This window comes from Terriglobia bacterium (assembly GCA_020072845.1).
Taxonomy (GTDB): Bacteria; Acidobacteriota; Terriglobia; order Terriglobales; family Acidobacteriaceae; genus JAIQGF01.
Genome location: JAIQGF010000023.1, coordinates 1 through 26639, shown reverse-complemented (window position 1 = coordinate 26639; position 26639 = coordinate 1). Strand labels below are relative to the sequence as shown.

Here is a 26639-nt window from a genome sequence, read left to right as displayed (position 1 = left end):
AAACAATGCAAAAGCGCAAACTTGGAAAAAGCAACTTAGAGGTATCGGTCATCGGGCTCGGCTGCATGGGAATGAGCTTCGGTTATGGTCCGGCTGCGGACAAAAAAGAGATGATCTCCCTGATTCGGTCTGCCGTCGAACGTGGCGTAACGTTCTTCGACACCGCCGAAGTTTACGGTCCTTTCACCAACGAAGAACTCGTAGGCGAAGCGCTGGCTCCAGTTCGTGACCAGGTGGTGATCGCCACCAAGTTCGGCTTCAAGCCTGATCCCAATGGTGGAACGCGCTGGAGCGGTCTGGACAGTCGTCCGGAACACATCAAAGAGGTCGCCGAGGGCTCGCTCAAGCGCCTCAAGACCGATGTCATCGATCTGTTCTACCAGCATCGTGTTGACCCGAACGTCCCTATCGAGGACGTCGCGGGAGCGGTGAAGGATCTAATCCAGCAAGGCAAGGTGAAGCACTTCGGACTTTCTGAAGCAGGAGTTCAAACGACGCGTCGCGCACACGCCGTCCAGCCCGTCGCGGCACTCCAGAGCGAATACTCACTTTGGTGGAGAGAACCTGAGGCCGAAGTCATACCGACCCTCGAGAAACTCGGCATCGGGTTCGTTCCATTCAGCCCGTTGGGCAAGGGCTTCCTCACCGGCAAGATCAGCGAAGACACGCAGTTCGACAAGACTGACTTCCGCAACATTGTTCCTCGCTTTACGCCGGAGAACCGTAAAACGAATCAGGCGTTGGTTGATCTGATTGGCAAGTTCGCGCAACAGAAAAAGGCGACGCCTGCCCAGATTGCTCTCGCATGGCTGCTAGCGCAGAAGCCGTGGATCGTTCCGATCCCGGGTACGACGAAGCTGCATCGACTCGAAGAGAACATCGGAGCCGCTGCCGTCGAACTTACGCGCGAGGATCTCCGGCAGCTGGAAACCGCAGCCTCAAAGATCGCGGTGCAAGGTGCTCGTTACCCCGAAGAACTGCAGAAGTTGGTGGGCCGCTGAGCAACAACGGATAACGAAAGGCGAGGTAAAGCGGTCGGGTGGTCATCACCGTCCCGTGACACAGGATGTCCGAGTGATCGTATTTGGAAGGAGTAATAAGCATGAGTAAAGAGCCGTCCCCAGCCCAGAAGATGATTGGTGACTTCGCGCCCAAGCTGGTCGATCTGACCGATCGTGTGCTTTTCGGAGAAGTATGGGAGCGCCTGGAGCTCTCCAAGCGCGACCGTAGTCTCGCAACCGTGGCGGCGCTGATTGCGATGAATCGTCCGGATCAGTTGCGGTTTCACCTGAGTTATGCCGTGCAGAATGGAGTCAAGAAGGAAGAATTGCTTGAGGTCATTACGCACCTGGCGTTTTATTCAGGCTGGCCCAATGCAATGAGCGCCATCATGGTCGCAAAAGAGGTGTTCTCGAAGGCATGAAAGCCGGGGGCTATCAAGCTAAGAGTTAGGTACAGAGGAGATCGCGAAATCACGATTACCGTGACCGGCAGAAAGTCAGGACGCACCATCTCACTGCCAATCTGGTTCGTGTGGGATGACGGGAAGCTGTACCTCTTGCCGGTGAAGGGATCGGACACACAGTGGTACAAGAACGTGCTCAAGAACCCCTCAATTCGGATTGATGCTGGGGGTGCACAGAGTCAACTTAAGGTTTTTGCTGTCACTGACGCCACGCAGGTGAAGTCCGCGGTCGAGAAATTCCGCGGCAAGTATGGGACCAGCGGCGTGAATCTTTATTCGAAGCTCGACGTAGCAGTTATCGCCCAAACGCGCTGATCGTGCGTCATCACGCCTCCGAAGTCGGATTGGAGGAAGTTTCGCCGGATTGGTACTGGGAAATACTGTTGCTTGGAGTTTTTGGTGAGGGACTTTGGTGTCCATTTAGTGTCCGGTTTGTAAGGTTCCAGGCGGACTGGAGGGCAATGGCGAGACTGAGCAGAATCTCCACAAGCCGCTGAAATCGCGGTGTTTGGACACTATCTTCCGGTCCGACAATAACTTGGGCCAGATTGGCGTTATATAATTCAACTTACAGGTCCGGCTGCCACTGTGCCCTCCACTTCGCGACACGAGGTGGAGGGCTTTCATTTAGCCTTTGGACGCACCCAGAGAATCATCTGACGGAGAATGACAATCGGAGTTGCCAAACCGCAGACGTAAAAGGATCGAGGCACTGCAATGCACTACTTGTTGTTTTACGAGGTGGGTGAGGACTACGTTTCCAGGCGCGCGGAATTTCGCGATGCGCACCTCGACAAGGCATGGAAGGCAAGCGAGCGCGGTGAACTTGTCCTGGGAGGCGCGCTGGCCAATCCGGTGGACGGCGCCGTGCTGCTGTTCAAGGGCGACTCGCCCGAGGTCGCGGAGAAGTTTGCCCGGGCTGATCCTTATGTGACCAGCGGCGTGGTGAAGCGATGGAGGGTCCGGGAGTGGACCACGGTGGTTGGAGAGGACGCCGCGACTCCCATCCGAAGCGCACAATGAACTGCGATCGGCGCGCCGTCGTTTCGCGCTAAACGTTTACACGCCATCGGGATAGAAATGGCTGCCTGAATCACCGTCGCCCACCCTTGGCTCCGGCGAAGGGTGGGATTTTTCTGCGGCGTCGGAACGACGGCCCATGAAGGGCGAGATCAGAGTCTTGCCGTCGGCAATCAATTGCAGGAGTTGCCGGTCGCGGATGTAGAGCGTGGACCCATCCAACTCCGCGAGCTTTCTTTTCTTGAACTCGACGAAAAGGCGGCTGACGGTTTCGCGCGAAATCCCGATCATCTGCGCCACCTCTTCGTGCCGGAAGGCAAACTTGATCCGCGAGGCCGTGTCACCGGCGCTCATCGGCCAATCCAACAGCAACAGGGCCAATTTTTCACCGGAAGATTGCGACAGGCCCAGACAACGGATCTCGTGACAGGCGCTGATGTAACTGGAGGTGAGCTGCCGGGCAACTCCCATGCTGATCTCCCGGCAATTGTTCATTAAACGCAAGAAGGGATCCCGCTTGATGAAAGCCAGTTGGCAAGGGCCCATGGTCTCGGCCGTCAATTCGTACTGTCTTCCGGAAAGTGTTCCGGGAAGACCGAGCACGTCGCCCGCCTTGGCCATTCGTAAGATCAGGGTCCTGCCGTCAACCGAGGTGAAGTAGAGCTTGACCCGGCCGCTCTGGAGAATGAAGATGCCACGCGCCGGCTCCCCTTCGGTAAACAGCTTGGCGGCATCCGGGTAATGGATGGGAAAACTGATCGCTTCCAGCTCGTTGGCAATGCTTTGAGTCAAGACGCCGAATACCGTGGCTGTCGTGGGCTCAGCCTGGCGTGCACGCCGGCTGGCTGCATGGTCGCGCGAAGTAGCCATAGACACCCTCCATAGGGCTGCGCCGCACAACCTCGAAGTCATGCTGGCTCAACCCCATATCAGCGATGGTTCCGGCACAGGTCTGACGCAGGGCAAGATCGAACGTCGGATCGTGCCGGGGTTCGGGTGGCCAAGACTACTCCGAACGGCCGGAAAAAACGAGGCAAATGTTACAGAAATTAGTGATGTACGTCACACGGAGCAGTGCGCTCGTCGGCGGGGTAATCCCGGGCGCATCACCTAGTCACCCGCGGCCGCATTCTCTTGCTCGTGATCCGGTGGAGTGATCTGGATCAGGTTGTCCTGGCGCAAAGCGGCTGTGGCCAGGTCGCGCTCCCAGCGGAGCGCCTCGCGAACGCCGGGGCGGAAGTTTGCGGCAAACTTGCCCACACGGACCGACCCACGCACCAGGTGGCCGACCGTGAGCGGGCCGGCTAGCTTGCGGTGGCCGATCCAGTGGAGCGCCGAACTGATGGCGCATCCGCACCGGCTGCAGTCCGGATCGCCGCCAAAGATGCACGGCTCCACGCGCGTGCGCATGTCGGCGGTGTAGTTCACCGACATCTTGGAAAAGATGCAGTCATCCGGGTCGCGCGGAGGCGCCAGCAGGGTGCGCGCAATCTCCTGGTTGAAAAGGAACTTCGGATAGCGGCGCCGCAGGTCTGGAGTCTCGCGGATGAGCCGCTCGTAATGTTCCGGCCTGAGCATCTCTGCCGAGTCCTCGTCCCGCTGCGGCGAATACGTGCTCACCCAGATGAAGTTCACCTCCGGGCGCTCGCTCCAGAAGCGTATGTACTCTTCCAGGTAACCGTCGCGCTCCAGCATGGGGCGCGTCAGGGTCCAGTGCACGTTGACTTCACAGCCCTCGATGTTGCGCAGGATGCGTTCGTAGGTGGCGGGCTTGCGGCGGACGTCGTGATGCTCGGGAAGACCGTCGATGGAGATCGTGACGCGAAAATCCTTGAACTTCATCCAGTGCTTTGGGATAGGGATGACGGCGCTGGTCACCAGCATGGCGAAAGTCCCCAGCGCGGTGATGCGCGGGATCATGGTTTCCAGTTCGCGGTGGCGCATCATGGGCTCTCCGCCCACCAGCGAGACGTGCAGCGGCCGGTAGCGGCGGATCAGGTCCACCACCCGTTCCACCAGTTCGTCGCCCTTGAAGTCGCTGAGGTCGCGCAGGCTCTTCTCGCCGCCGAGGTGGTCATCGCCGTAGGCATAACAGCCGGGGCAGCTCAGGGGGCACTCGCGCGTGATCTCGATGGACATCAGGGGCGAGCGGCCGGCCAGGATTCCCCCCCAGCCTTTCAAGAGGTGTATGGCCCGCAGGCTGCTTTTCTTTTTCATGCTTGCATTTCTCCTGGCTTCGCGGGAGACCGGTTAGGGTACTGAAGATTGTAGCCGAGGATGATTCGGCGAAACAGTGCGCAAGCAGACCAGCACGCACACCACCGCCCACATCAAGTGATTAGACGTGGGCGGTTGCTCAATTGGTTGTTTTATTGTTTTCCGGTAAATGTGGAGGCGCCTTCGCAGCCTGGAGCCTAAAGCTTGCTTACGGTTTCCACCGGTGTTGCCGCCGGCTCGCCCGCCACCTCGCGGTACACGTTCAGGATGCGCTGCACCGAAGTTTCCCACGAGAAGCGCTCGACCTGCTCGTAGCCTCTCTGCTTCAGCTTCTCCCGCAGCGGCTGGTCCACCAGGACCTTGTGCAGCGAATGCATGATTTCGAAGACATTTTCCGGGTTCACCAGCACGGCCGCGTTGCCCACCACCTCGGGCAGCGACGAAGTATTGGAGGTCACCACCGGCGTGCCGTGCGCCATCGCCTCCAGCGGCGGCAGCCCGAACCCTTCGTAGAGGGATGGAAACACGAACACCTTGGCCACATCGTAGAAAATCCGCAGCACCTCGATGGGCACGAACCCGAGGAAGCGCACGTCATTCTGCACGCCGCTCTTGATCACCGTGCGCCGCAGGTCGGGATGGCGGGAAACCTCGTCGCCGATGATGATCAGCTTCAGGTCAGGGAATTTTCCTTCCTTCTCCAGCTCCGCCTTGAGCGCGGAAAACGCCTCGATGATTCGCACCACGTTCTTGTGCGGGCTGATCCGGCCCGCGTACAGGATGAACGGGTAATTGCACTGGTAGCGTTCGGCGATCAGCTCGCGGTCGGCGTCGGTGGCGTGGCCCACCCGAAAGCGCTCGTCAATCGCGTTGTACACCACCTCGATCTGGCTCTCGGGGATATTGAACAGCCGCTGGATATCCATCTTGGTGAATTGCGAGACGGCCAGGATGCGCGCGGCGCGGCTAAGCACGCGATGCGTCAGGTAGCGATTTGCCGCCCGGCGAATTCCCGAGCCGTTGTGCGTCCGGTACATGAAATCCAGCAGGTCGTGTACGGTGATCACGTACGGGCAGGGCAGGTACAGTGGCGTCCAGAACAGGTGCGGGATGTGCACCAGGTGGCACTGGTAATGGCGCAACACCTGGGCGAATGCGAGATAACTGCGCGGCGAATGTTCGTCTACCGAAAACGGGACGATGCGGAAGTTCGGCGGGAGCTTGCCGATTTCGCGCACCCGGTCGCGCCCGCCGATCAGGAAGTAATCGCTGGCCTGGTCGAGGCGCCCCAGCGCCCGCACCACATTGCGGATGTAGGTGCCGACGCCGAAGTCGTGAATCGGCCGAATATCAATTCCCACGCGCACGCGGATAGTGTAGCGCGGAGTGCTGAAACTGAAACTCGAAACTAGTGTGTTCCCGCCATGGCCCGCGCCCGCCGCTCGGGATACAGCGGGAACGTCTCGCACATCGCCAGCACCTCGCGCTTGATCTTGCCCAGCACCTGCGCGTCGGTGCGGCTGTTGAGCGCCTGCGCGATCCAGCGTCCGATCTGGCGCATCTCGTTTTCCTTCATGCCGCGCGTGGTCAGCGCCGGCGTGCCGATGCGGATGCCGCTCGGCTTCATCGGCGGGTTGGTGTCGAACGGGATGGCGTTCTTGTTCACCGTGATGCCGGCTTCGCCCAGCGCTTTTTCCGCCTCGCTGCCCAGCATGCCCTTGCTGAAGACATCCACCAGCATCAGGTGGGTGTCGGTGCCGCCGGAGATGATGCGGATTCCTTCGCCGGCCAGCGTTTCCGCCAATACCTTGGCGTTGACCACGATCTGCCGCGCGTAGTCCTTGAACTCCGGCTGCATGGCTTCGTGGAAGCAGACCGCCTTGGCGGCCACCATGTGCACCAGCGGACCGCCCTGGTCGCCGGGGAAGACGGTCTTATCAATGGCGGCGGCCAGGTCCACCTGCTTGTCGCCCACCTGCGCCATCTTTTGGCACAGGATCATGCCTGCGCGCGGCCCGCGCAGCGTCTTGTGGGTGGTGGAAGTGACGATTTGCGCGTGCGGCACTGGCGACGGGTGCACGCCGCCCGCCACCAGACCGGCGAAGTGCGCCATGTCCACCAGGTAAAGCGCCCCGACTTTGTCGGCGATCTGGCGCATGCGGACGAAATCAATGATCCGCGGGTACGCCGAGCCGCCGCCGATAATCAGCTTCGGCCGCTCGCGCTCCGCCATCTTCTCCAGGTCGTCGTAGTCAATGGTTTCCGTTTCCTTGGTCACGCCGTAGGGCACGATCTTGTAGGTCTTGCCGGAGAAATTCAGGTGATGCCCGTGCGTGAGGTGGCCGCCGTGCGCCAGGTTCAGCCCGAAGACCACGTCTCCCGGCTGAATGACCGCGGAGTAGGCCTCCATGTTTGCCGACGAGCCGGAGTGCGGTTGCACGTTGGCATGCTCGGCGCCGAACAACTGCTTGGCGCGCTCGCGGGCCAGGGTTTCCACCACGTCGGTGAACTCGCACCCGCCGTAGTAGCGCTTGCCGGGATAGCCTTCGGCGTACTTGTTGGTGAACACCGAACCCATGGCTTCGAGCACGGCCTCGCTGACGAAGTTCTCGCTGGCGATCAACTCCAGGCCTTCGTGCTGGCGGCGCTCCTCGTTGTAGACGGCGGTGGCGACGTCGGGATCAACTTCATAAAGAGGGCGCGACATGCGGTTGTTCATAGGAAGCTCTCAGCTATCAGCCGTCAGCTCTCAGCCGCGACGGCGAATCGGAAGACGGTAAAGGATACTCCCGCCTGCGGTGGTATCCAATGAAAACACAGTTGCCGGGAAGAACAAAGCCTAACCGGTACTCACACACCGCGCTTATACATTCCCGGATCGAAGATCTCCATGTAGGTCGCCGGGTCGGCGAGCGCTTTGAAGCCGACCTTGGCATAGATACGCTGGTCGTGGGTGTACAGCATCCAGCGCCGGAGTCCGTGTAAATCGGGATGCTGCTGGATGGTCTGCATCAGCCATTTGCCCAGGCCGCGGCCGCGGTGGCTCTCCTCGATGTAGTCGTCGAGAATGAATGCGAACGTCGCGTAATCGGTGACGACGCGCGCAAAGCCGATCTGCCGCTCGCCCTCGTACACGCCGAAACACAGGGAATTTGCGAGGGCGCGCTCCAGCGTCGCGCGCGGAATGCCATCCGTCTCCCACCCCGGCCAGTTCGCGAGGAATTTGTGAATGGCGTTGAAGTCCAGGCGGCGAGGATCGGTGCTGATCACGTACTCGCCGTTACGATACTCGTGGAATTGCGGTGTCACTTGTGACGTCCCCATAACACCTCACTTGCCGGGCGGCTTAGCGATGGGCAGGTCGCGGATGGGAGGGGGTGGAGGCACACCGTGGGTTTGGATCAGGCGCAGCGGTACGTCGCTCAACGTCTTCAGCGGCGGGTCGGAGTAGGGATCGTGTCCGACGGTGATCCACCAGGTCACGGGCTTGCCGGCTATGCCGCGCTGGTAAGTGCCCACGGCAATGCAGACGACAATCACGCGCTTGTCGCGCAGGTGCGCCTCGGCTTCCACGCACAGCGGGAAATCGCTGTCACGATCCTCGGGTGTGCCCGTCTGCTCGCCGCAATCGTTCACTTCCCAACTGATCTCGGCGCCTTCGCCGGCCTGTTTGATCAACCAGCGCTCAAACGGAATGGCCGGCAGCTTCGGGTCGATCTGTGAGACCAGGAGCGCTTTGGTGTGGGCAATGGCCTTGCGATCCCGCGGCGTCTGCCCGGCGGCTGCAACGGCGATCAGCACGATCAACCACGCGGCTGTGCGCACGAAACGCAACCTGCACTCTCCGCAACTCGGTACTAGGTACTCGGTACTCTTTCCTCTTTCTCGATCTGCGCAATCTTCTCCACCCGCCGCTGATGCCGGCCGCCGGCGAACTTGGTGCGCAACCACATATCGAGAATGCTGTGCGCCTCGTCGTCGGTGAGCACGCGCGCGCCCAGCGTGAGCACGTTGGCGTCGTTATGCTCGCGGCTCATCTGCGCCTCATATACGGTATGCGCGTTGGCCGCCCTGACTCCCGGCACCTTGTTGGCCGCGATGGACATTCCGATCCCGCTGCCACACACCAGCACGCCGCGGTCCGCCTTCTTGGCCGCGACCGCTTCGCCGACCTTGCGCGCGTAGTCCGGGTAGTCCACCGAATCGAGAGACAGCGTGCCCTTGTCGTCCACCTGGAGGCCTTGTTCGGTGAGCCACTGCCGGATCTTTTCCTTGAGCGGAAAGCCCGCGTGATCGGCGCCGAGTGCGATTTTCATAATCAGTATTCTAGTCCCGAGTCCCGAGTCCCGAGCATTGACTTTGCGCCGCTCGGGACTCGCGACTTCAGTGCTTGCCGCCGGACATTATGCGGCACTCAACCGCACTTGTCCGCTTCCGGATTTCGGCACATAATGCGCGGCTTAGGGACCTTGGGAGGCAATTATGGCTACCGCGCCGAGTGCCGCGCAGGAATTCAAGTTCATCAAGTTCGACCACAGCACCTTCGCCGCGCGCATCACGCTGAACTACCCGCCCTACAACGTGCTCACCGTGCCGATGATGACGGAACTGGCGGTTGCGATCGAAAGCCTGAACAGCCGCCCCGACGTGAAGTGCATCGTGCTGGATTCGTCGCAGAAGACCTTCTCCGCCGGGATCTCCGTCGAAGACTCGCGCCCGGAGCGGGTTTTCCAGACCCTCGATGCCTTCAACCGCGTCTTCCAGGCGATCGGGGAAATTTCCAAGCCGCTCATCGTGGTGGTGAATGGCCCCGCTATCGGCGCCGGTTCGGAGCTGGTCGCGTTCGGCGACATGGTCATCGCCACCACCAACGCCCGTTTCGCGCAGCCCGAGGTGAAGATGGGCGTCTTCCCGCCCTTCGCGGCCATCATGCTGCCCGCCCTGATCGGGCCGAAGAAGACCTACGAGCTGATCCTCACCGGCAATCCTCTGACCGCCGAAGACGCACTGGCGCTGGGCTTCGTGAATAAGGTGGTTGCCGAGGTGGAACTTTCCAGAACGGTGAACGAGGTGCTGGCGCGCATTGGTGAGTTCAGCGGGCCGGTGCTGGAAATGACCAAGCGCGTGATCGGCAGCTCCATCGGCCTGCCCCTGGCCGAGGCGATGAAGAATTCGCAGGACATTTACCTCAACCAGCTCTATGCGCTGGAGGACGTCGCCGAAGGCCTGCGCGCGGTGGTGGAGAAGCGCAAGCCGGTGTGGAAGAACAAGTGACGGCGTTTTGCGGGCCGTCTGAGGATAGAAACCAGGAAAGAGTCGACGGTCGATGGTCGACGGCAAAAGCAGATTCCTCGCTGCGTTCGGAATGACAATCCTCGAGAGATAAAGCCTAGAGGGCGCCGTTGATGAAGCGCACCAGGTGCCAGGCGTCGAGAAATTTGTACGGTGTCTCGCCGGTGGTGTAGTGGCCGCAGGGCAGCACGGCGATGCGATGGTCAAGCCGGCGGCGGCGGAACTCGGCGACGATCTGCCGCGAGAACTCGGGCAGAAACGTCAGGTCGTAGGTAGCGTAAACCACCAGCGACTTCTTGGGAAAGCGGCTGAACTGGTCGAAGTACGACATCGGGCTGATGGCCCGCCAGCAATCGCGCAGGCTCTCCAGGGTGATCTCGCGCTCGACGCCGGCGCGGACGTGGCGGGTGGATTGGCCGGTCCACACCACGTCGGCAAAATACGTGGAGGCGTGATTGAAGGCGTTCACGCGCAGGCGCGGGTCATGGGCGCTGGCGATGAAGGCATAGCAGGAGCCCAGGCTGGTTCCGAGAATGCCGAACTCGCGGTAGCCCTGCGACTCCAGCCAGTCGAGGCAGCAGCGGATGTCCAGGATGGCCTGGCGCGCGGCGGCGATGGTGCGTCCAATGTTGGCGGAGACGGCATAGTCGGCGCGCTCCAGTTCGGCGGGGCGGCGCACGTCGTGATAGGGCATGCTGAGCCGAAGTCCGGCGATGCCGCAGAAGTTCATCATGCGGCAGAGCGCGTTGTGGCTGAGCGCGTCGGCGTTCCACTGCGGCAGCACGATCACGGCGCGGCGCCCGCGAGCCGGGAACCAGCGCGCGTTGACGGTGTTGTTCTCGGCATAGGGTGTTTCGACGGCCGAGGTGAAACGCAGAAACTCGCCCGTGCCACGCTCTTCGTCGTCACCGTTGTTGCCGCCGGAAGCGTGCAGCTTGACGGGATGCTTCTCGATGCGGAAGTCGGTGGGAGTGCGGTAGGAGAAAAAGTCGTCGCTGTGGGCGACGATGTGGCGGTTGAGTTGGTGGAAGAAATATTCGAGCGCGTTGGGATCGGGATGGGCGCCGTTCACGCCCGGCCAGCCGCGGGTCCATTCCACGCCCCAGTCGAAGGGACGCACCACGCGGTTGGTGTCGCGGGTGGTGAGGCGGGTCTCCCAGGTGTGCATCCAATTTTGATAGCGCTGGCGCATGGCGTGTGGGAAGAATAACAAAGCTGTCAGCTATCAGCTATCAGCTGTCAGCTTGTAGCCGCTGGCGACTCAGCCGTCCCTACGGGACTTGGATTTCGCGAGGTGACGTTCCCGGCACTGAAGTGCCGGGCTATTTTCATTCGCGCCTACGGCGCTGACACGCGAGGGCGCCGGGACCTACGATTTCTTGGGGGCTTTCTAGGTACATCGAGATGTGCGCGTTGAAGAGCGAGCGGGCATTTCGGGTGATGCGGCAGGGTAGGGGGCCTTCGACTCGGCGTCGCCAAAATCGGGCGACTCCTCGCTCAGGATGACAACCGTTGAAGTATGCGTCTAGCTCAGAGCTGACGGCTGACGGCCGACGGCCGAATGCTGAGAGCCAAGAGCTGAGAGCTGAGAGCTGAGAGCTGATAGCTGATTGCTGACAGCTATTCCTTGTACATGCGGCGGACGCGGCCGCCGACGCGGCAGAGGACTTCGTAGGGGATGGTGGCTTCCAGGCGGGCGTGCTCCCAAGCGTCAATCATGCAGTCGCCGTCGGCGCCGAGGATGGTGACCTCATCGCCGAGCGCGGCGCCGTTCACATCGGTGACGTCCACGACCGTAATGTCCATGGAAATGATTCCCACCATCGGGGCGTAGGTTCCGCGCACGATCACGCGGCCGCGCGAGGAGAGATGACGCGACAGTCCATCGGCATAGCCGACCGGCAGCACCGCGAGCTTGGTGGGGCGATTGGTGACGTAGGCAGCCTTGTAGCCGACGGTCTGGCCGGCGCCCACGTCCTTCATGGAGATGATCTTGGTTTTCCAGGAAAGCACGCGCTCGACGGCCAAGGGGTGCGGAATTTCGGGATCGTCCTCGGTGCGCATCAGCGGCAGGCCGTAGCCGTAGAGCAACATTCCCGGCCGCACCATGTTGCGCCATAGCGACGGGCGACCGCCGACGGCGGCGCTGTTGGCGATGTGGCGGAAGCGGGGCGAGAAACCGTGCTGGACAATGAACTGCTCGAATTCGGCGAAGCGCTGCGCCTGGTGCTTGGCGTCTTCGGCATCGAGCACCTCGGCCGATGCGAGGTGGCTGAACACGCCTTCGAGTTCGATGGGTTCGGCGGCTCGGATGCGCTTCAGGAAGAGGTTCATGAAGTAGTCGGGCACGCCGAGGCGCGCCATGCCGGTGTCGACTTTGATGTGCACGGGAAAGGAGCGCGGCGGAGCGTTGATTTTGCCGAGCGCGGCTTCCAGCGCGCCGATCTGCCACCACTCCCAGACGGTCGGCGTCAGATGGTGGCGGACCACGTCTTCCTGCTCGCCGCGCCAGAAGCCGGTCATCAACAGCACCCGCCCGGTGACGCCGGCTTCGCGGATCTTGATGCCCTCTTCGGTCGAGGTCACGCCGTACCAGGTGGCGCCGGCCTCCTGCAAGGCGCGCGCGCACTCGGGTGCGCCGTGGCCGTAGGCGTCGGCCTTGATGACGGCGCAGACGGTGACTTCGGGGCCGACGTGCTGGTGGATCAGGCGGAAATTATGGCGCAGCGCGCTGAGGGAAATCTCCGCCCAAGTGGGTCTCATGACATTGGCAATTTGTAATTGGTAATTTGCAATTGCCGAAGAGTGATTGTAAACGAGGACACCGGGAACGATTGGCGGAAAAGACCCACATCTGCCAAAGGCTGGCAGATGTGGGGCACCGCATCAGGTGGAGTTGGGACGAGGCTGCGGGAACAGCGACCGCCATTGCTCCAGATCGGCCCGCGGTTGGGAGATGACGGCGAGGTCTGCCTTGACGTGCTCGGGCCTGCCCATGCCGACCAGGGCAGTAACCAATCCCGGGCTGGATCGCGCAAACTGGATGGCATTCTCCGCCGAGGATTTCATTCCCAGGCGCTTGGCGACGAAGTCCGGCAGTTCGCCTGCGAGGTTGCCTTGCGCCAGCGCGCCGCTGCCCACGGCGGCAATGCCCAGGCGATGGGCAAACTCCAGCGCCGACACCCCTTCCTCGGACTCGTCGAGCTGGTGGTTGTTGGCCGACCACGCTTCGGTCATGGCGAGATTGAACGGCAACTGGATGAAGCGGAAGTGATGTTCTTCTCCACCCGCGTTAAACGCGCAATGCAGGACTGCTTCCAGGGGCATATAACCGCGGTCGTTGGGATTCACGCGAAACGCGTTCCAGCTAGCTACGCCGTAGCAGCGGATCTTGCCCGCCTGGACGGCGTTTTCCAGCTCGGCAAAGGCGGCGGTGAGGCGCGTGACGAATTGGGACGGCGGGATCTCGGCGAGCTGTGCCTCGGGATTGTGAACGTAGAAGACATCAATGGTTTCCAGGCCAAGGTTGCGGCGCGAACGCTCGAGCTGGTCGGCAAGGAAACGGGGCGCCATGCAGTGCATGCCGCCGGCGATCTCGGCCGGATCAAGGATGCCGGGCTCGATGTATTCCTGCATGAAGTAGGCGCGCGGATCGGAGGGCATGTCGCGATCGAAGGCCAGGTATCCGGCCTTGCTGCAAACCAGCACCTCGTCGCGGCGCAGTTGCCCGGCGCCGATCACCTCCGCCAGCGCGGCGCCGATGTTGCGTTCCGAGCGCTGGTGGCGGTAGTTGATGGCGGTGTCCACGACATTGATTCCGGAGCGCAGGGCTTCGGAAACGGCGGCGGTGTAGGCGCGGTCGGCGTCATCGTCGGCCTCGCCCAGATAGGTGCCGATGCCAATGGAGGAGAGAGTAAGCTCGCCGACGTCTTTCACCCACTCGGGACGGCGGAAGTGGCCGGCGCCACCCGCCTGTGGAAAACGTTGTGCATAGCGTGCGGTGCCTTCAGCGGTAGCAAAGCCTGAGTTCATGGCCGCCTAGTCTATCAGTGCGTTAGGCACGAGTCTTTATTCTGAATCGATTTGCGAGTTGCACCACAATTGCAGCAGCAAACTTTCTCAGCAGTTTCGCATCTGTGTAGCAGTGGGAAGAGGTGTGTTGGGCGAAGGCCGGGGCGCAGGCCCGGGGCAGGGTTCAACCGGCGGACCGCAGAATTGAGAAGGAGAACAATCATGAAAGCGTTTCTGTTTGGCTTGGGGCTGGGGATCGGCTTGGGCGTTCTGTTTGCGCCCACGAGCGGGGAAAAAACACGGAACTCGCTGCAAGAGCGGGCGCAGGACCTGGCCAGCTCGGCGCGCGAGACCTACAAACAGGGCCGCGACCGCGTGCAGCGCACGGTGAGCGGCATCCGCAGCGAAGCCACGCCTCCCACGGGCACGGAGACAGGAGCGTAAGGAAAAGTCAGAAGGATGAAGTAGAAGTCAGAACTGAATCAGACTGAACGGGGGTGGCAGTCTATCAGTCAGCCGGTCATGGAACGACGGAGAGACCGATAGAGGGAGCGACCGTGCGACCGTTTCGCAATTTTCGGTTCTGACTTCTTAGTTCTTGGCTGCCCGCATTCGCCCTTGAAATCCGCAGCCTATTTACATATCGTTGGCAGGCCCACAGAGGAGAAATATGCGCCGCCAACGGGGGTTCTCGCTTATCGAGCTGCTGATTGTGGTGGCCATTATCCTGGCCCTGGCGGCGATGGCCATTCCCAACCTGCTGCGCTCCAAGATGTCGGCGAACGAGGCGTCGGCGGTTTCGTCGCTGCACGCCATTGCCAGCGCGCAGACGACCTACCAGATCACCTACCCTACCGTCGGCTATGCCGACGAGCTTACCAGGCTGGGCTACCCTCCACCGGGCCAGCCGATTGACTCCAACCATGCCGGCATCATTGATTGGGTGCTGGGGTGTGCGGCGCAGCCGTGCCCCAAAGCGGGATACCAGTTCTCGATCGGGAACCCCACAGGAACACCGGTCAGCGCGTTTACAGCGGCGGCTACGCCTTTACTTCAGGGCCAAACCGGGCGGCGTGGCTTTTGCCTGGACCAGATCGCGCGCATCACCCAAGACCCGGCTGGCGGCGTGAATTGCACCCAGCCGCTAGAATAGTCCCAAGTTGCGAGACCCGAGTCGCGAGCAGGGAGCTTCCGGTCTTGCTCGCGCCTCGGGTTTCGGGACTTGCATTGACACCTCTCGCTCTGCCCTTTATTCTTTAGTTTTGCCCCAGGGAGAATTCTGCCGTCTGTGCTGCCCCCGGGTAAGGGCCTGATGGGGTTGCGCTTAGGGCAGTACCGAGATGTTCATCAGCCTGCAAGTTCTGGTCCAGAAGGAGATCAATTTTCGGGAGGAATATCCCCCGGAAACGATCGATCTCGGTCCAGACATGCGCCAGTCGGCGCCACTGCTCACCAGTGGCCGGGCAACACTGATCGAAGAACGTCACGGCAACCAGGGCGCCATCCTGGACATTCGCGTCCAGGGCAAGCTGGCGACCGCGGTGGAAACGGCGTGCGCCCGCTGCCTGGAGCCGGTGACCCGCGAGGTGGCGCGAGAATTCGAGTTGCTATACCGCCCGCGGGGCGTGGATGCGGGGCGGGAAGAGATCTCGGTAACGCAGGCCGAGGCGGAAATCGGCTATTACGTGGGCGACGGCGTCGAGTTGGCGGACATCCTGCGGGAGCAGATCCTGCTGGAGGTGCCGATGAAAGTGGTTTGCCGCGAGGAATGCAAGGGCCTGTGCCCGAGCTGCGGACGCAACCTCAACGAAAGCGATTGCCACTGCCCGCCGCCGGTCGCCGATCCGCGCTGGCAAGCGCTGAAGGATCTGCAAGAAAAGCTGGAGCACTGAAAAATTTGAAATTTGAAATTTCAAAATTTCAAATTTTCCGACGCGCCGAAGCCCTGGACGAAAACATGAGATTCAAACGGAAACACTATGGCAAATCCTAAACGCAGACACTCCAAGGCGCGGACCTCGACACGGCGCGCACACGACTTCCTGACGGCGCTCTCGCTTTCCGAGTGCCCCAACTGTCACGAGAAGAAATTGCCTCATCGGGCCTGTTCGAAGTGCGGCTACTATAAGGGCCGCGAAGTTCTGGCCATCAAGGAAAAGGAATAGGCCGTACGGGCCCGGCGCTCCATCGTTGTTGAAGCCTGGCGCCTGAAGCCTGAAGCCTGATTCATGACCACGGTCATCGCCGTCGACGCTATGGGCTCGGATCGCGCCCCGAAACCGGAAGTCGAAGGCGCGATCCTGGCCGCGCGTCACCACGACATCCACGTTTTGCTGGTCGGGCCGGAAGATGAGGTCCGCGACGAACTGCGTCACCACCCCTCCGCGCCGTTGGAGCAGATGCAGGTGGTGCATGCCAGCGAAGTGATCGGCATGAACGAGAAGGCGGCGCAGGCGGTGCGGGCCAAGCGCGATTCCACGCTGCGGGTCGGGCTGCGCCTGGTGCGCGACGGCAAGGCGGCGGGGTTCATTACCGCCGGAAATACCGGCGCGGCCATGGCCACGGCGAAGATGGTGCTGGGCGCGCTGCCCGGCGTGGACCGACCCGCGCTGGCCGCGGTTTTTCCCACCGCGCAGGGGACGGCGAGCATCATGCTCGACGTCGGGGCCAACGTCGACTCCAAGCCGCACAACCTGGAGCAGTGGGCGGTGATGGGCGAGATTTACTCGCGCGCCATCTTCGGCGCCGAGCATCCGCGCGTAGGCCTGCTCTCGATTGGCGAGGAAGAGTCCAAGGGCAACGAGCTGACGCGCGCCGCGCACCAGCTCTTGAAACAACTGCCGCTGCAGTTCGTCGGCAACGTCGAGGGCCGCGATTTATACAACGGCAAAGTGGACGTGATCGTCTGCGATGGCTTCATCGGCAACGTCGCGCTGAAGGTTTCCGAGGGACTGGTGGAAACCGTCGGCTACATCCTGAAGGAAACGCTGCGCGCCACCATCACGCGGCAGGTTGGGTTCCTGCTGTCGCGCCGCGCCTTCGAAGAATTCAAGAAGCGCCTCGATTACTCCGAATACGGCGGCGCTCCGCTGCTGGGCATCAAGGGAGTGTGCATCGTCAGCCATGGGTCGTCGAACGCGCACGCCATCAAGAACGCAATTCGCGTGGCCTCCGAGTTTGCCAATGCGAATATCAACGCGGCGATTGCGCGCGGGCTGGCGAAGGCGGGGGTCTCCGGCGCCGGCTCGCAGTAGTTTGTCAGTTTTTCAGTATGTCAGTTTGTCAGCTGCGGACCTCAAGCTCGTACTCGTCGTGCTGTACTGACTATCGGACAAACTGACGAACGGAAATGCTGTTGAACGTACGCATGAACCACAACGTCGCTTTCATCTTCCCCGGCCAGGGCTCGCAAACCGTGGGCATGGGCCGCGAGCTGGCGCTTATGTATCCGGTGGCGCAGGAGACTTTCCAGGAAGCCGATACCGCGCTCGGGTTCAAGCTTTCCCAAGTGTGCTGGGAAGGTCCGGAAGACAAGCTGCGGCTGACGGAGATCACGCAGCCGGCGATCCTGACGGTGGCCGTGGCGGCGTTCCGCGTTTTGCGGGAGAAGGGAATCAAGCCGGCCATCACCGCCGGGCACAGTTTGGGCGAATACTCGGCGCAGGTTGCCGCCGGGACGCTGCACTTCCGGGACGCGGTGCGCACCGTGCACCATCGCGGGCGCTACATGCAGGAAGCGGTGCCGGTGGGCGAAGGCGCGATGGCGGCGGTGCTGGGCATGGCCATCGAGCAACTGCAAGAAGTCTGCGACGAGGCTGCGCACGGCGGCGTCTGCCAGCCGGCAAACATTAACTCGCCGGACCAAATCGTGATTTCCGGCAGCAGAGCGGCGGTGGAACGCGCGGCGGAAATGGCGAAACACCGCGGCGCCAAGCGTGCGATCATGCTGCCAGTCAGCGCGCCCTTTCATTCCGCGCTCATGCAGCCGGCGCAGGACCGGCTCGCGCCCGACCTGCAGGCGCTGGCGTTTCACCGCATGAGGGTGCCGGTGGTCACCAACGTAGACGCCGAAGTGGTTTCCGACCCGGACCAAGCCCGCGACGCGCTCATTCGCCAGGTTACCGGCGCGGTCCGATGGGAGCCGTGCATGCGCGTGCTCATTGGGCGCGGTATTTCGACTTTCATCGAGGTCGGGCCGGGCAAGGTCCTGTGCGGCCTGATGCGCCAGATTGACCGTTCGAAGACGTGTCTCAACGTCGAAGATGAAATGTCGCTGCAGAAGGCAGTAAACCACTTTGCGGGCGCGGAAGTAAAATAGCCTCGCACAATCTGTGGCAGAGCCACCCCGCGGAGGGAAGACCCGTGCAAACTGCCGACCGGACGATCCTCCTTAGGACCATACGCAACGCGCTATCGGGAAAGGGAGCGCACGTTGAGATAGCGAGCGCGTTTGCGGGATTAGACTGGAAACTCGCTGCGGCCAGGCCGGAGAGGGCCGCACACTCGGTTTTCCAGTTGTTGCGCCACATGAGTTACTGGCAGGATTGGGTAGTGAAGTGGCTTGACGGCCAGAACCCTGCTGTTGCCCGACATGCTTCCGCCGGTTGGCCCACCGAGGCGGGGCCGGCAAATGCGAAAGATTGGGAGCGGACTGTGCGACGTTTTCGTGCCGGCCTTAAGGAACTGAATCGCCGCATCGGCGAGCCCGATCTATTGGCGAAGCCGGGAAGAAAAACGCGGCTCGAAATGCTGCATGCCATCGCATCGCACAACAGCTACCACGCCGGGCAGGTTGTGATCCTGAGACGCATGCTTGGTGCTTGGCCGCCGCCTTCCGGCGGGCTAACCTGGTAGCGTCTCGCTCGGGTCCAGATTGTTCCGCCGCTAACCGTTCCCCTTGTTTATTCCGGCGCGCTTTACCGGCGCTCCCACCAGCCGCACGTACTCCTGCATGGTCACCAAGCGATATCCACGCGACTTCAGTTCCGGTATCAGGGTCTGCAGCGCGATCACCGTGGTTGACAGCTCGTGGAAGGCGAGGATGTGCGTGGTCACGCCTTTTTTCTCGCGCTGCTCGATTTGCTGCAGCACGAAGGCGTTCAGGGAAGGCTTGGGGCACTTCACCGGGTGCGCGCCGGCGCAGAGATAATCGGCGCTGTTCACGTCGCGCATGGGCAGCGGATTTTCCGACGAAATGGTGAGCACGCGATAGCCCCGGCTTTCCAGTTGGCGGTTGAGCGCGTCCCAGGTAATCCAGTCGGGCGGGCGCACAAATTCGGCGCGATGTCCGGTGACGCCCTTGATCAACTCCGAGGCGCGATCCACGTCGCCGACCGCGCTGCCTGCGCCGTGCTGTTTTTCGAACAGCTTGAACTGCACATGGCTGAAGGTGTGGTCCTCGATTTCGTGCCCGCGGCGGAACAGGTCGCGCGCCGCGTCGAGACAGGTCTTGTCGGTCTTGAATTCACGGCGATCGCCATAGCTGCCGGGCGTGAGCCGCCACCCCATGACGAAGAACGTAGCCTTCACGTGCTCGCGGTCGAGCAGGTCGAGCAGCCCCGGCGTGGGTGCCTGCCCCGGCTGCGCGTAGCCGTAAAGAATGTAAGGGCGCGGGCCGTCGTCGAAGGTGAGCGCGATCAGCTTCTGGTCGGCAGCCACGGCCACGGTCGCGAAAAAGAGAAAGAGAGCTGCGGCAATCCACCGCTTCATCGGATCCCCTGTTGTTTAGGAACTCAGCATCCGATGTTACTGCGGATTGCGAGTGGACGTAAGCAGTGTTAAGTACTCGGGGCGTTACCTTTGTTGCGCACCGGGAGTTATCGGTTTTCGGTTGTCGGTTTTCGGTAACCAGTCCTCGGCTGTGGTGAATCGCTGCGCGCGCCCAGAAGGAAAACTGACAACCGACAACCGAGAACCGACAACCTGAACCTGAAACTATTTTGAATACTGGTCGCGCAGCTCCATCTGGCGGTCCCAGAGGGGAATTTCCCGGCCATTGATGAAGACGTGCTTGACGTCGGTCTTCACATCCAGCGGGTCGCCGTTGGCCACCACCACGTTGGCGATCTTGCCGGCGTCGAGCGACCCCAGCTTGTCGGCCAGCCCCCAGATTTCAGCGGCGTTGATGGTCAACGCCTTCATCGCCTCGTCGTAGGGCAGCCCGTAGGCGACCGCGTATCCCGCCGCGTAGGGCAGGTTGCGCACCTGGTGCGAGTCATAGGAAGCGAATGCGATCTTCACGCCGCGTTTCACCAGCTCGCCGGGCAGGCTGTACACCGCGTCGTAGCGCTCGTTGTCCTTGGGGAAGTCGTAGATTGGCCCCACGATGACGGGCGCCTTCAGCCGCGCGATGTAGTCCAGCACCGGCCGCGAGTGGGTGACGTGGTTGAGAATGAATTTCAGGTGAAATTCGTTGGCGAGTTTGACGGCGGTTTCCAGATCGCTGGCCTCGCTGGCGGCCAGCACCACCGGTTTCTTGCCATCCAGGTAGGGAAGCAGCGCCTCCAGCTTCAGGTCGCGCTTCACCGGTGGCACGCCCTTTTCGCCCTTGCGTTTCTCGGAATCGGCAACCTTCTGCTGGTAGTCGAGCGCGTCGAGAAATGCCTGGCGAAGTTGTGCGGCCATGCCCATGCGGGTGGTCGGATAGGTGCCGCGTCCGGTCTGCCAATCCATCTTGCGGCGCTGCGCGCCACTGAAGTTGAGCGGCATGGCGATGTCGCGCACCACCAGCATCTCGTCGGCGGACGGCCCGGCGAGCTGGATGAACGAGTCCTGGCCGGGCAGGGTGTCCTGCGAGGCGGGCGCGACGATGGCGTTGGTGATGCCATTGACGCGCGCGGTCGGGATCAGCTCGCTCTCGGCATGGAAGGCGTCGGCGACGTGCATGTGCGGCATGATCTCGTCGCTGGTCTCGACCAGGTCGTTGGTGGAGGGGACGGCAGAAATTTCGGTGAGGCCGAGATGCGATTCCGAATCGATCAGGCCGGGATAGACAGTCATCCCGGTGGCGTCAACGACGCGCGCGTTGGCGGGAATTGGCGTCGAGGCCGAAGGACCGACCGCGGTGATTTTCCCGTTCTCAATGACGATCACCCCGTTTTCAATCGTTCCATGGGTGATGGTCAGCAGCTTCCCGCCCTTGATTGCCGTGGCTCGCGTTTCCTGCGCGCGTGAGGGTTGCTGGGCAAAAGCACTGGCGGCGAAGAAAAGCACAACCGCAAAGGACGCAAAGATACGCCAAGGATTTTTCATTAGCGCACCTCCGCTTCCGGCTCGGCGCCGGAACTTGGTGGGGAAGGCAGGCTCTCGGGCGTGCCGGCGAAGTGCGTCAGCCCATATCCGGCAAGCGTTCGGTCGAAAAACAGCTCGCCGTCAATGAAGACTTTTTCGGGCACGCCGTAGCTGGACAGCGGGTAGCCGTTCCAGATGACGAGGTCGGCGTCCTTGCCGACGTCGATCGAACCGACGCGGTCGTCGACGCCAATGATCCACGCCGGGTTGAGCGTGATCATCTTCATCGCTTCATCCTCGGTGGCGCCGCCGTAGCGCATGGTCTTGGCGGCCTCCACATTCAGGCGGCGGATCTGGTCCTCGGAGTCGCTCTTGATGGCGACGCGCACGCCCTTGCGCATCAGCAGGACGGCGTTCCATGGCGTCGCGTCCCAGGCTTCTTCCTTAAAGCCCCACCAATCAGCCCAGGTGGCGACGCCGACATTGTTGGCCGCAATCTTGTCGGCGACTTTATAGGCCTCGAGCGCGTGGTGAAAGGCGCGCAGCTTGTAGCCGAACTCTTTCGCCATCGCCATCTCGGTGAGGAACTCGTCGGCGCGATAGCAGTGGATCTGGACGTAGAGCTTGCCCTTGAGCACGTCCACCAGCGCGTCGAGCTTGAGGTCGCGCTTGGGCGGCTTCGCGTCCTTGTCGCCCTTCTGCTTTTTGGCCTCGTATTCGTCCCACTGGCGCATGTAATCCTGGGCGTCAACCAGGGCCTGGCGCTGCACGGCGAAGTTGCCCATGCGGGTGGAGGGCAGTTGCTGGCGCTGGCCGAAGACACGCTTGGGATTTTCGCCGCTGGCAAACTTGATGGAACGGGGAGCGTTGGGGAAGAGCAACTGGTCGCGCTCGAGCCCGTACTTGGTCTTCATGATGACGGCCTGGCCGCCGATCATGTCGGCCGAACCGTGCAGCAGCATGGCGGAGGTGACGCCACCGGCAAGGGCGCGGTAGATGTCCTTGCTGGCGTACTGAAAAGCGTCGACCATCATCATCTGCGGGACGATGGGGCTGGTGGCCTCGTTGACATCGTCATCGAGCGCCATGTGCGAGTGCGCATCAATCAGCCCGGGCGTGACGTACTTCCCGCCGGCATCGATCACCATGGCGCCGGCGGGAGCGGCGACGTTAGCGCCGAACGCCGCGATCTTGCCGGCGTGCACCACCACGCTGCCGTGCGGAATGCGGCCGTGGGTGGCGGTCAGCAGGGTGGCGTTCTCGATCACCAGATCGACCACCCCAGCACGCGCGGCGCGTGCCGGGGGCCCCGGGCGAGGCGGCGCTGGTGCGGGCGATGATTGCGCCAGCGCGGCCGAGGCCAGCAGCACGATCGCGAACAGAAAAGTCGGGACACGATGCAACATCGGCAGACTCCACGGTGATATGGACGAAGCGGCGATTCTAGGCTGCGGGTTCCGAGTAGGTCAATGAGCGAGTGCACCACGGAGGCACGGAGACACGGAGGGGATTTGGTAATTGGGTAATTTCGTAATTTAGTAATTTGAAAGACGGGGTCGCGGCACCTTCCGCCTAAATTACCAAATTACAAATTTACGAAATTACCAATTCTATTTTCCTCCGTGTCTCCGTGGTGGCCGATCTCCGTGGTAGGTTGAAGCCATGCGAGCGGTGGTGCAGCGCGTGAGCCGGGCGTCGGTGAAGGTCGGCGGCGAGCTTGTCGGCGAAATCGGGCATGGCCTGCTGGTGCTGCTCGCGGTGGCGCAGGACGACACCGAAGCCGACGCCGACTACCTGGCGGACAAGATTGCCGGACTGCGCATCTTCGAGGACGCTGATGGAAAGATGAATCGCGCCGTCGCGGATGCCGGCGGCGCGGTGCTCGCCGTTTCCCAGTTCACGTTGTATGGCGATGTGCGCCGCGGCAAACGTCCGTCGTTCGATGCCGCCGCGCGGCCGGAGCAGGCCGCGCGCCTCTATGAATATTTCGTCGGCAAAATTCGCGCCGCCGGGCTGCGCTGCGAGACCGGAAAATTTCAGGAGATGATGGAAGTCGAACTGGTGAATGACGGGCCGGTGACGATTTTGCTGGATTCGAAGAAACTCTTCTGATCAGCAACAACACAGAATGGCCGATGGTGGCTCGTAGCTGGTAGCTCGTATGTGCCGAGTAAATGCTCCCCACCCTGAGTACCAGCCCCGAGCTACCAAATACCAACTACCGTCTATCGGGCTTGGTAATTCAATACCGCATCGGCCATCGCCGCCGCCTCCACCGTTTCCTTCACATCGTGCACGCGAACGATGTGCGCGCCTTTCATGATGCAAATCACCGCCGCGGCCAGGCTTCCGACCAGGCGCTCGCCGGCCGGCGTGGTGCTTCCCGCGCGCGAGGTCGCCCGGCCGATAAACGATTTTCGCGACGGGCCCGCCAGCAGCGGAAACCCGAGCGCGGCAAACTCCTGGAAGCGGGCGAGCAGCGGATAATTTTCTTCGAAGCGCTTGCCGAAGCCAAAGCCTGGGTCGAGCACCAGCCGGTCCCGCGCGACGCCGGCGCTCAGGGCGCGTTCGCTCGATCGGCGCAGCTCGTCGCAGACCAGCGCGACCATGTCGTCCACCGCCGGCAGCGTGCGCCACTCGTCGGGCCGGCCGCGGGTGTGCATGAGCACCGCGCCGCAGCCCAGTTCGGCCAAGGTCGCTGGCATCGCAGGGTCCCAGAGAAAGCCGCTGACATCGTTCACGATCTCGGCGCCCGCCTGCACCACCGCGCGCGCCACTCCCGACTTATAGGTATCAATGGAAACCACCGCGCCGGGCCGGCGGCGCTTCAGCTCACGCACCACGGGCAACACGCGGCGCAGTTCTTCTTCTTCGGCGACGAATTCCGGGTTGGCGCCGGCGGTGGTGGCGCCGGGGCGGGTGGATTCGCCGCCCACATCCACGATGTCGGCGCCGTGGTCGAGCAGGCGCAGACCGTGCTCGACGGCGGCAATGGTATCGAAGTAGCGCCCGCCGTCGGAAAAAGAATCGGGCGTGACGTTGAGCACGCCCATGATGAGCGTGCGTCCGCCGAGCGGCAGGACGCGAGAGCCGAGATTCCATGTGAAACGCGGGCGCATGGTGTGCCGCTGATTAAACAGGGTCAAGGCCACGGGGCGCAAGGCTTAAGGAGGTTTTAGGTTTTAGGCGATAGGTCTTAGGCGTTACGCAGCACGGCCGGCGCAGATTGTCACCCTAGAGCCTAAAGCTTAACGCCGGTGTTTCTCGGTCTTGAGCGCCTCCGCAAAAGTGCTACACTCGACTTGCTACTTCCATGTTCCGAGCCCGCCACGCCGTCGCCCGCATTTGCATTCTTTTTCTGCTAGTGCAATTCGCGGTTGCAGCGCCAAAACCCAAGGACAAGAAACCGGCGCGCGAGTCAACCGCGCTCGCCGACCGCATCGAAAAGATCCTTTCGCACCCGGACGCGGCGCGCGCTTTCTGGGGCATCGAGGTGGTGGATGTCGCCAGCGGTAAGACGCTCTACACGCAGAACGCCGACAAGCTGTTCACGCCGGCTTCCAATACCAAGCTGTTCACCACCTCGGCGGTGCTGGCGCTGATCGGGGCGGACTACAAGTTCCGCACCACCATCGAGACCACCGGGTCGCTGGACAAGTACGGGCGGCTGAGCGGCGATGTTGTGGTGGTGGGTCGTGGAGATCCCAACCTGACCGGCGGCACGCTGGCGTACAACTTGCGCTCGGAGCGGAATTCGCCGCGGGCGCGCGTGCTGGAGCAGTTGGCCGATCAACTGGTGCAGCGCGGGGTCAAGTTTGTTGACGGCGACGTGGTCGGCGACGATTCCTACTTTGCTTTCGAGCGCTACGGCGAGGGCTGGTCGCAGGAAGACATGCGCTACGAGTGGGGCGCGCCGGTGTCAGCGCTGACCATCAACGACAATCTGATCCTGGTGAGCGTCATGCCGGGCGACCACTCCGGCGACAAGGCGTTCATGAACGTCACGCCTTTTCCAGACTACTACCACTTCGACAACCGCATCATGACCACGCCGGCGGGCACCGGGCCGCGCAGCGTGACCATCGGGCGCGAGCCGGGCTCCAACACGCTCACGCTCTGGGGCAACATCCCGGTAGACGATCCCGGCTTCCATGAGTCGCTGGCCATCGAAGACCCCGCCGACTTCACCGCCCAGTTGTTCCGCAGCATGCTGGAGCAGCGCGGAATTGTGGTGTACGGACGGACGCGCGCCAAGCACCTGGAACTGGCGAGCCTGTCCACGTTCAGCGTCACGGCAACGGCCTCCGCGGGCGGCGGCGATATTCCGCGGACGACGCGGCCAACCATTGGCGGGCTGGTGCTGGGCGAATTTCAGTCGCAATCGCTGGTCTCCGATATCCGGGTAATCAACAAGGCCAGCCAGAACCTGCACGCCGAGTTGATGCTCCGCCTGCTGGGCCGCGAGAAGGGTGCGGCGGGCACGATTGAAGCGGGGTCGGAGGTGGTGCGCGGATTCCTCTCGCAAGCCGACATTCGCTCCGACGAGTATGCCTTCTACGATGGCTCGGGGCTTTCGCGGCAGAACCTGGTTACGCCCCACGCCATCGTCAAGCTGCTGCTCTATGACAGCCGCCAGCCGTGGGCGGCGCAGTTCGACGATACGCTGCCGGTGGCGGGCGTGGATGGTTCGCTCACGGAGCGCTTCCGCGGGACACCGGCGCAGGGGCGCGTCCACGGCAAAACCGGCTCGCTGAAGAACGTGAATGCTCTGTCCGGTTACGCCACCACGCTGCGCGGCCGGCGGATTGCGTTTTCCATCATGGTCAACAATCACAACCTGAGCAGCCGCGTGGCGCTGCAGACCATTGACCAGATCGCGAACGCGGTGGTCGAGGAAGCGAAGTAGCTGTCAGCTCTCAGCTATCAGCTTTCAGCTTTCTGGTTCCAGCCTTCCCTTCCAGTTTCCAGGGGGAAGTCACCCCTTGCTGCTCGCCGACACTCACGAGCATGCTGGTGCAGGTGGAAACTGGAGAGGATTGGCTCTGTTGACATCCTGCGAGGCCGGAAGCTTCTTCGTGCCGTCCCTGCGGTGTCTGCGTCATAGCCGTGCCGCGCCGCTGGCGCTCACGCTTTTTGGTCCACTTTACCCAGCGCTGCCGCGCTGGGCTAACGAATTTCGCCGCACCGCGGCTGGTTTCGGTTCGCTTTTGGACCACTGCAACGCGCGAAATCGAGCTATGACACAGACACCTACGGGACTCGGGCCTGTCATCGAATTCTTCCCAGGGCTGGCGCCCCTTCGACTGCGCTCAGGGCAGGCTCTGGGCTACTAGCGTTCGCCCCCTTCGACTTCGCTCAGGGCAGGCCCTGCGGGGCTGGGGTCACGGTGATCCTGAGGCCAGAA

General features: G+C 62.1%; 28 protein-coding genes. 14 read left to right on the top strand and 14 right to left on the bottom strand.

Annotation, left to right across the window (positions count from 1 at the left end; all coding sequences use genetic code 11):
• Positions 1-5: 5 nt before the first annotated feature.
• From LAN70_18425 to LAN70_18410, 4 genes are all read left to right on the top strand, one after another.
• Positions 6-1001: an aldo/keto reductase gene (locus LAN70_18425; GenBank protein MBZ5513129.1), complete on the top strand. Its 996-nt coding sequence runs from the start codon at positions 6-8 to the stop codon at positions 999-1001.
• Positions 1002-1102: 101 nt separating this feature from the next.
• A complete protein-coding gene (locus LAN70_18420) occupies positions 1103-1423 on the top strand; it encodes a carboxymuconolactone decarboxylase family protein (GenBank protein ID MBZ5513128.1) in 321 nt (106 codons plus the stop codon).
• A 12-nt stretch (positions 1424-1435) separates the two neighbouring features.
• Positions 1436-1780 carry a nitroreductase/quinone reductase family protein gene (locus LAN70_18415; GenBank protein ID MBZ5513127.1) on the top strand — a complete coding sequence of 115 codons (345 nt, stop codon included), beginning with the start codon at positions 1436-1438 and terminating at the stop codon, positions 1778-1780.
• Between the two features lie 402 nt (positions 1781-2182).
• The gene (locus tag LAN70_18410) at positions 2183-2488 is read left to right on the top strand and encodes a YciI family protein (protein ID MBZ5513126.1); all 306 of its coding nucleotides are present in this window, start codon (positions 2183-2185) and stop codon (positions 2486-2488) included.
• Positions 2489-2524: 36 nt separating this feature from the next.
• Here the strand turns inward: LAN70_18410 and LAN70_18405 are convergent, their stop codons facing one another.
• The 7 genes from LAN70_18405 to rpiB all read right to left on the bottom strand — a co-directional run bounded on the left by LAN70_18405 (position 2525) and on the right by rpiB (position 9021).
• Positions 2525-3355 carry a Crp/Fnr family transcriptional regulator gene (locus LAN70_18405; GenBank protein MBZ5513125.1) on the bottom strand — a complete coding sequence of 277 codons (831 nt, stop codon included), beginning with the start codon at positions 3353-3355 and terminating at the stop codon, positions 2525-2527.
• A 240-nt stretch (positions 3356-3595) separates the two neighbouring features.
• Positions 3596-4702, bottom strand: a complete 1107-nt coding sequence (locus LAN70_18400) for a radical SAM protein (GenBank protein MBZ5513124.1) — start codon at positions 4700-4702, stop codon at positions 3596-3598.
• Between the two features lie 197 nt (positions 4703-4899).
• Positions 4900-6063, bottom strand: coding sequence for a glycosyltransferase family 4 protein (locus LAN70_18395; protein ID MBZ5513123.1), 1164 nt, complete (start codon positions 6061-6063; stop codon positions 4900-4902).
• Between the two features lie 47 nt (positions 6064-6110).
• A complete protein-coding gene (locus LAN70_18390; GenBank protein MBZ5513122.1) occupies positions 6111-7409 on the bottom strand; it encodes a serine hydroxymethyltransferase in 1299 nt (432 codons plus the stop codon).
• Positions 7410-7552: 143 nt separating this feature from the next.
• Positions 7553-8026 carry a GNAT family N-acetyltransferase gene (locus LAN70_18385; GenBank protein MBZ5513121.1) on the bottom strand — a complete coding sequence of 158 codons (474 nt, stop codon included), beginning with the start codon at positions 8024-8026 and terminating at the stop codon, positions 7553-7555.
• 6 nt (positions 8027-8032) lie between these two features.
• Entirely contained in the window at positions 8033-8527 is a 495-nt protein-coding gene (locus LAN70_18380) for a hypothetical protein (GenBank protein ID MBZ5513120.1), read from the bottom strand.
• 32 nt (positions 8528-8559) lie between these two features.
• Positions 8560-9021 (bottom strand): ribose 5-phosphate isomerase B, encoded by a 462-nt coding sequence (rpiB, locus tag LAN70_18375; GenBank protein ID MBZ5513119.1) that lies wholly within the window; start codon positions 9019-9021, stop codon positions 8560-8562.
• A gap of 163 nt (positions 9022-9184) precedes the next feature.
• On the opposite strand from rpiB, the gene LAN70_18370 reads away from it, so the two are divergent.
• Entirely contained in the window at positions 9185-9976 is a 792-nt protein-coding gene (locus LAN70_18370; protein ID MBZ5513118.1) for an enoyl-CoA hydratase/isomerase family protein, read from the top strand.
• Positions 9977-10091: 115 nt separating this feature from the next.
• On the opposite strand, the gene LAN70_18365 is transcribed toward LAN70_18370, so the two are convergent.
• The 3 genes from LAN70_18365 to LAN70_18355 all read right to left on the bottom strand — a co-directional run bounded on the left by LAN70_18365 (position 10092) and on the right by LAN70_18355 (position 14026).
• Positions 10092-11162 (bottom strand): alpha/beta hydrolase family protein, encoded by a 1071-nt coding sequence (locus LAN70_18365; GenBank protein ID MBZ5513117.1) that lies wholly within the window; start codon positions 11160-11162, stop codon positions 10092-10094.
• A gap of 452 nt (positions 11163-11614) precedes the next feature.
• The gene (gene alr, locus LAN70_18360) at positions 11615-12757 is read right to left on the bottom strand and encodes an alanine racemase (GenBank protein MBZ5513116.1); all 1143 of its coding nucleotides are present in this window, start codon (positions 12755-12757) and stop codon (positions 11615-11617) included.
• A 123-nt stretch (positions 12758-12880) separates the two neighbouring features.
• The gene (locus LAN70_18355) at positions 12881-14026 is read right to left on the bottom strand and encodes an aldo/keto reductase (protein ID MBZ5513115.1); all 1146 of its coding nucleotides are present in this window, start codon (positions 14024-14026) and stop codon (positions 12881-12883) included.
• A gap of 201 nt (positions 14027-14227) precedes the next feature.
• Between LAN70_18355 and LAN70_18350 the strand changes: the two genes are divergently transcribed.
• From LAN70_18350 to LAN70_18320, 7 genes are all read left to right on the top strand, one after another.
• Positions 14228-14449 (top strand): YtxH domain-containing protein, encoded by a 222-nt coding sequence (locus tag LAN70_18350; protein ID MBZ5513114.1) that lies wholly within the window; start codon positions 14228-14230, stop codon positions 14447-14449.
• A gap of 226 nt (positions 14450-14675) precedes the next feature.
• Complete coding sequence (locus LAN70_18345; GenBank protein MBZ5513113.1) at positions 14676-15158, top strand: prepilin-type N-terminal cleavage/methylation domain-containing protein; 483 nt, start codon at positions 14676-14678, stop codon at positions 15156-15158.
• A gap of 187 nt (positions 15159-15345) precedes the next feature.
• Entirely contained in the window at positions 15346-15897 is a 552-nt protein-coding gene (locus LAN70_18340; GenBank protein ID MBZ5513112.1) for a DUF177 domain-containing protein, read from the top strand.
• Positions 15898-15984: 87 nt separating this feature from the next.
• Positions 15985-16170, top strand: coding sequence for a 50S ribosomal protein L32 (rpmF, locus tag LAN70_18335; GenBank protein MBZ5513111.1), 186 nt, complete (start codon positions 15985-15987; stop codon positions 16168-16170).
• Between the two features lie 63 nt (positions 16171-16233).
• Positions 16234-17259 carry a phosphate acyltransferase PlsX gene (gene plsX, locus LAN70_18330; protein ID MBZ5513110.1) on the top strand — a complete coding sequence of 342 codons (1026 nt, stop codon included), beginning with the start codon at positions 16234-16236 and terminating at the stop codon, positions 17257-17259.
• Between the two features lie 113 nt (positions 17260-17372).
• Positions 17373-18323, top strand: coding sequence for an ACP S-malonyltransferase (gene fabD, locus LAN70_18325; GenBank protein MBZ5513109.1), 951 nt, complete (start codon positions 17373-17375; stop codon positions 18321-18323).
• 44 nt (positions 18324-18367) lie between these two features.
• Positions 18368-18859 carry a DinB family protein gene (locus tag LAN70_18320; GenBank protein ID MBZ5513108.1) on the top strand — a complete coding sequence of 164 codons (492 nt, stop codon included), beginning with the start codon at positions 18368-18370 and terminating at the stop codon, positions 18857-18859.
• A gap of 30 nt (positions 18860-18889) precedes the next feature.
• Here the strand turns inward: LAN70_18320 and LAN70_18315 are convergent, their stop codons facing one another.
• From LAN70_18315 to LAN70_18305, 3 genes are all read right to left on the bottom strand, one after another.
• On the bottom strand, positions 18890-19714 hold the full coding sequence (locus tag LAN70_18315) for a polysaccharide deacetylase family protein (GenBank protein ID MBZ5513107.1): 825 nt from the start codon (positions 19712-19714) through the stop codon (positions 18890-18892).
• 225 nt (positions 19715-19939) lie between these two features.
• Positions 19940-21256: an amidohydrolase family protein gene (locus tag LAN70_18310; protein ID MBZ5513106.1), complete on the bottom strand. Its 1317-nt coding sequence runs from the start codon at positions 21254-21256 to the stop codon at positions 19940-19942.
• Entirely contained in the window at positions 21256-22641 is a 1386-nt protein-coding gene (locus LAN70_18305) for an amidohydrolase (GenBank protein ID MBZ5513105.1), read from the bottom strand. The genes LAN70_18310 and LAN70_18305 overlap by 1 nt, the downstream gene beginning before the upstream one ends.
• Positions 22642-22897: 256 nt before the next feature.
• Between LAN70_18305 and dtd the strand changes: the two genes are divergently transcribed.
• On the top strand, positions 22898-23347 hold the full coding sequence (gene dtd, locus LAN70_18300; GenBank protein MBZ5513104.1) for a D-tyrosyl-tRNA(Tyr) deacylase: 450 nt from the start codon (positions 22898-22900) through the stop codon (positions 23345-23347).
• Positions 23348-23460: 113 nt separating this feature from the next.
• Here the strand turns inward: dtd and folP are convergent, their stop codons facing one another.
• Positions 23461-24354, bottom strand: coding sequence for a dihydropteroate synthase (folP, locus tag LAN70_18295; protein ID MBZ5513103.1), 894 nt, complete (start codon positions 24352-24354; stop codon positions 23461-23463).
• Positions 24355-24548: 194 nt separating this feature from the next.
• On the opposite strand from folP, the gene dacB reads away from it, so the two are divergent.
• A complete protein-coding gene (gene dacB, locus LAN70_18290; GenBank protein ID MBZ5513102.1) occupies positions 24549-26141 on the top strand; it encodes a D-alanyl-D-alanine carboxypeptidase/D-alanyl-D-alanine-endopeptidase in 1593 nt (530 codons plus the stop codon).
• Positions 26142-26639: the final 498 nt, after the last annotated feature.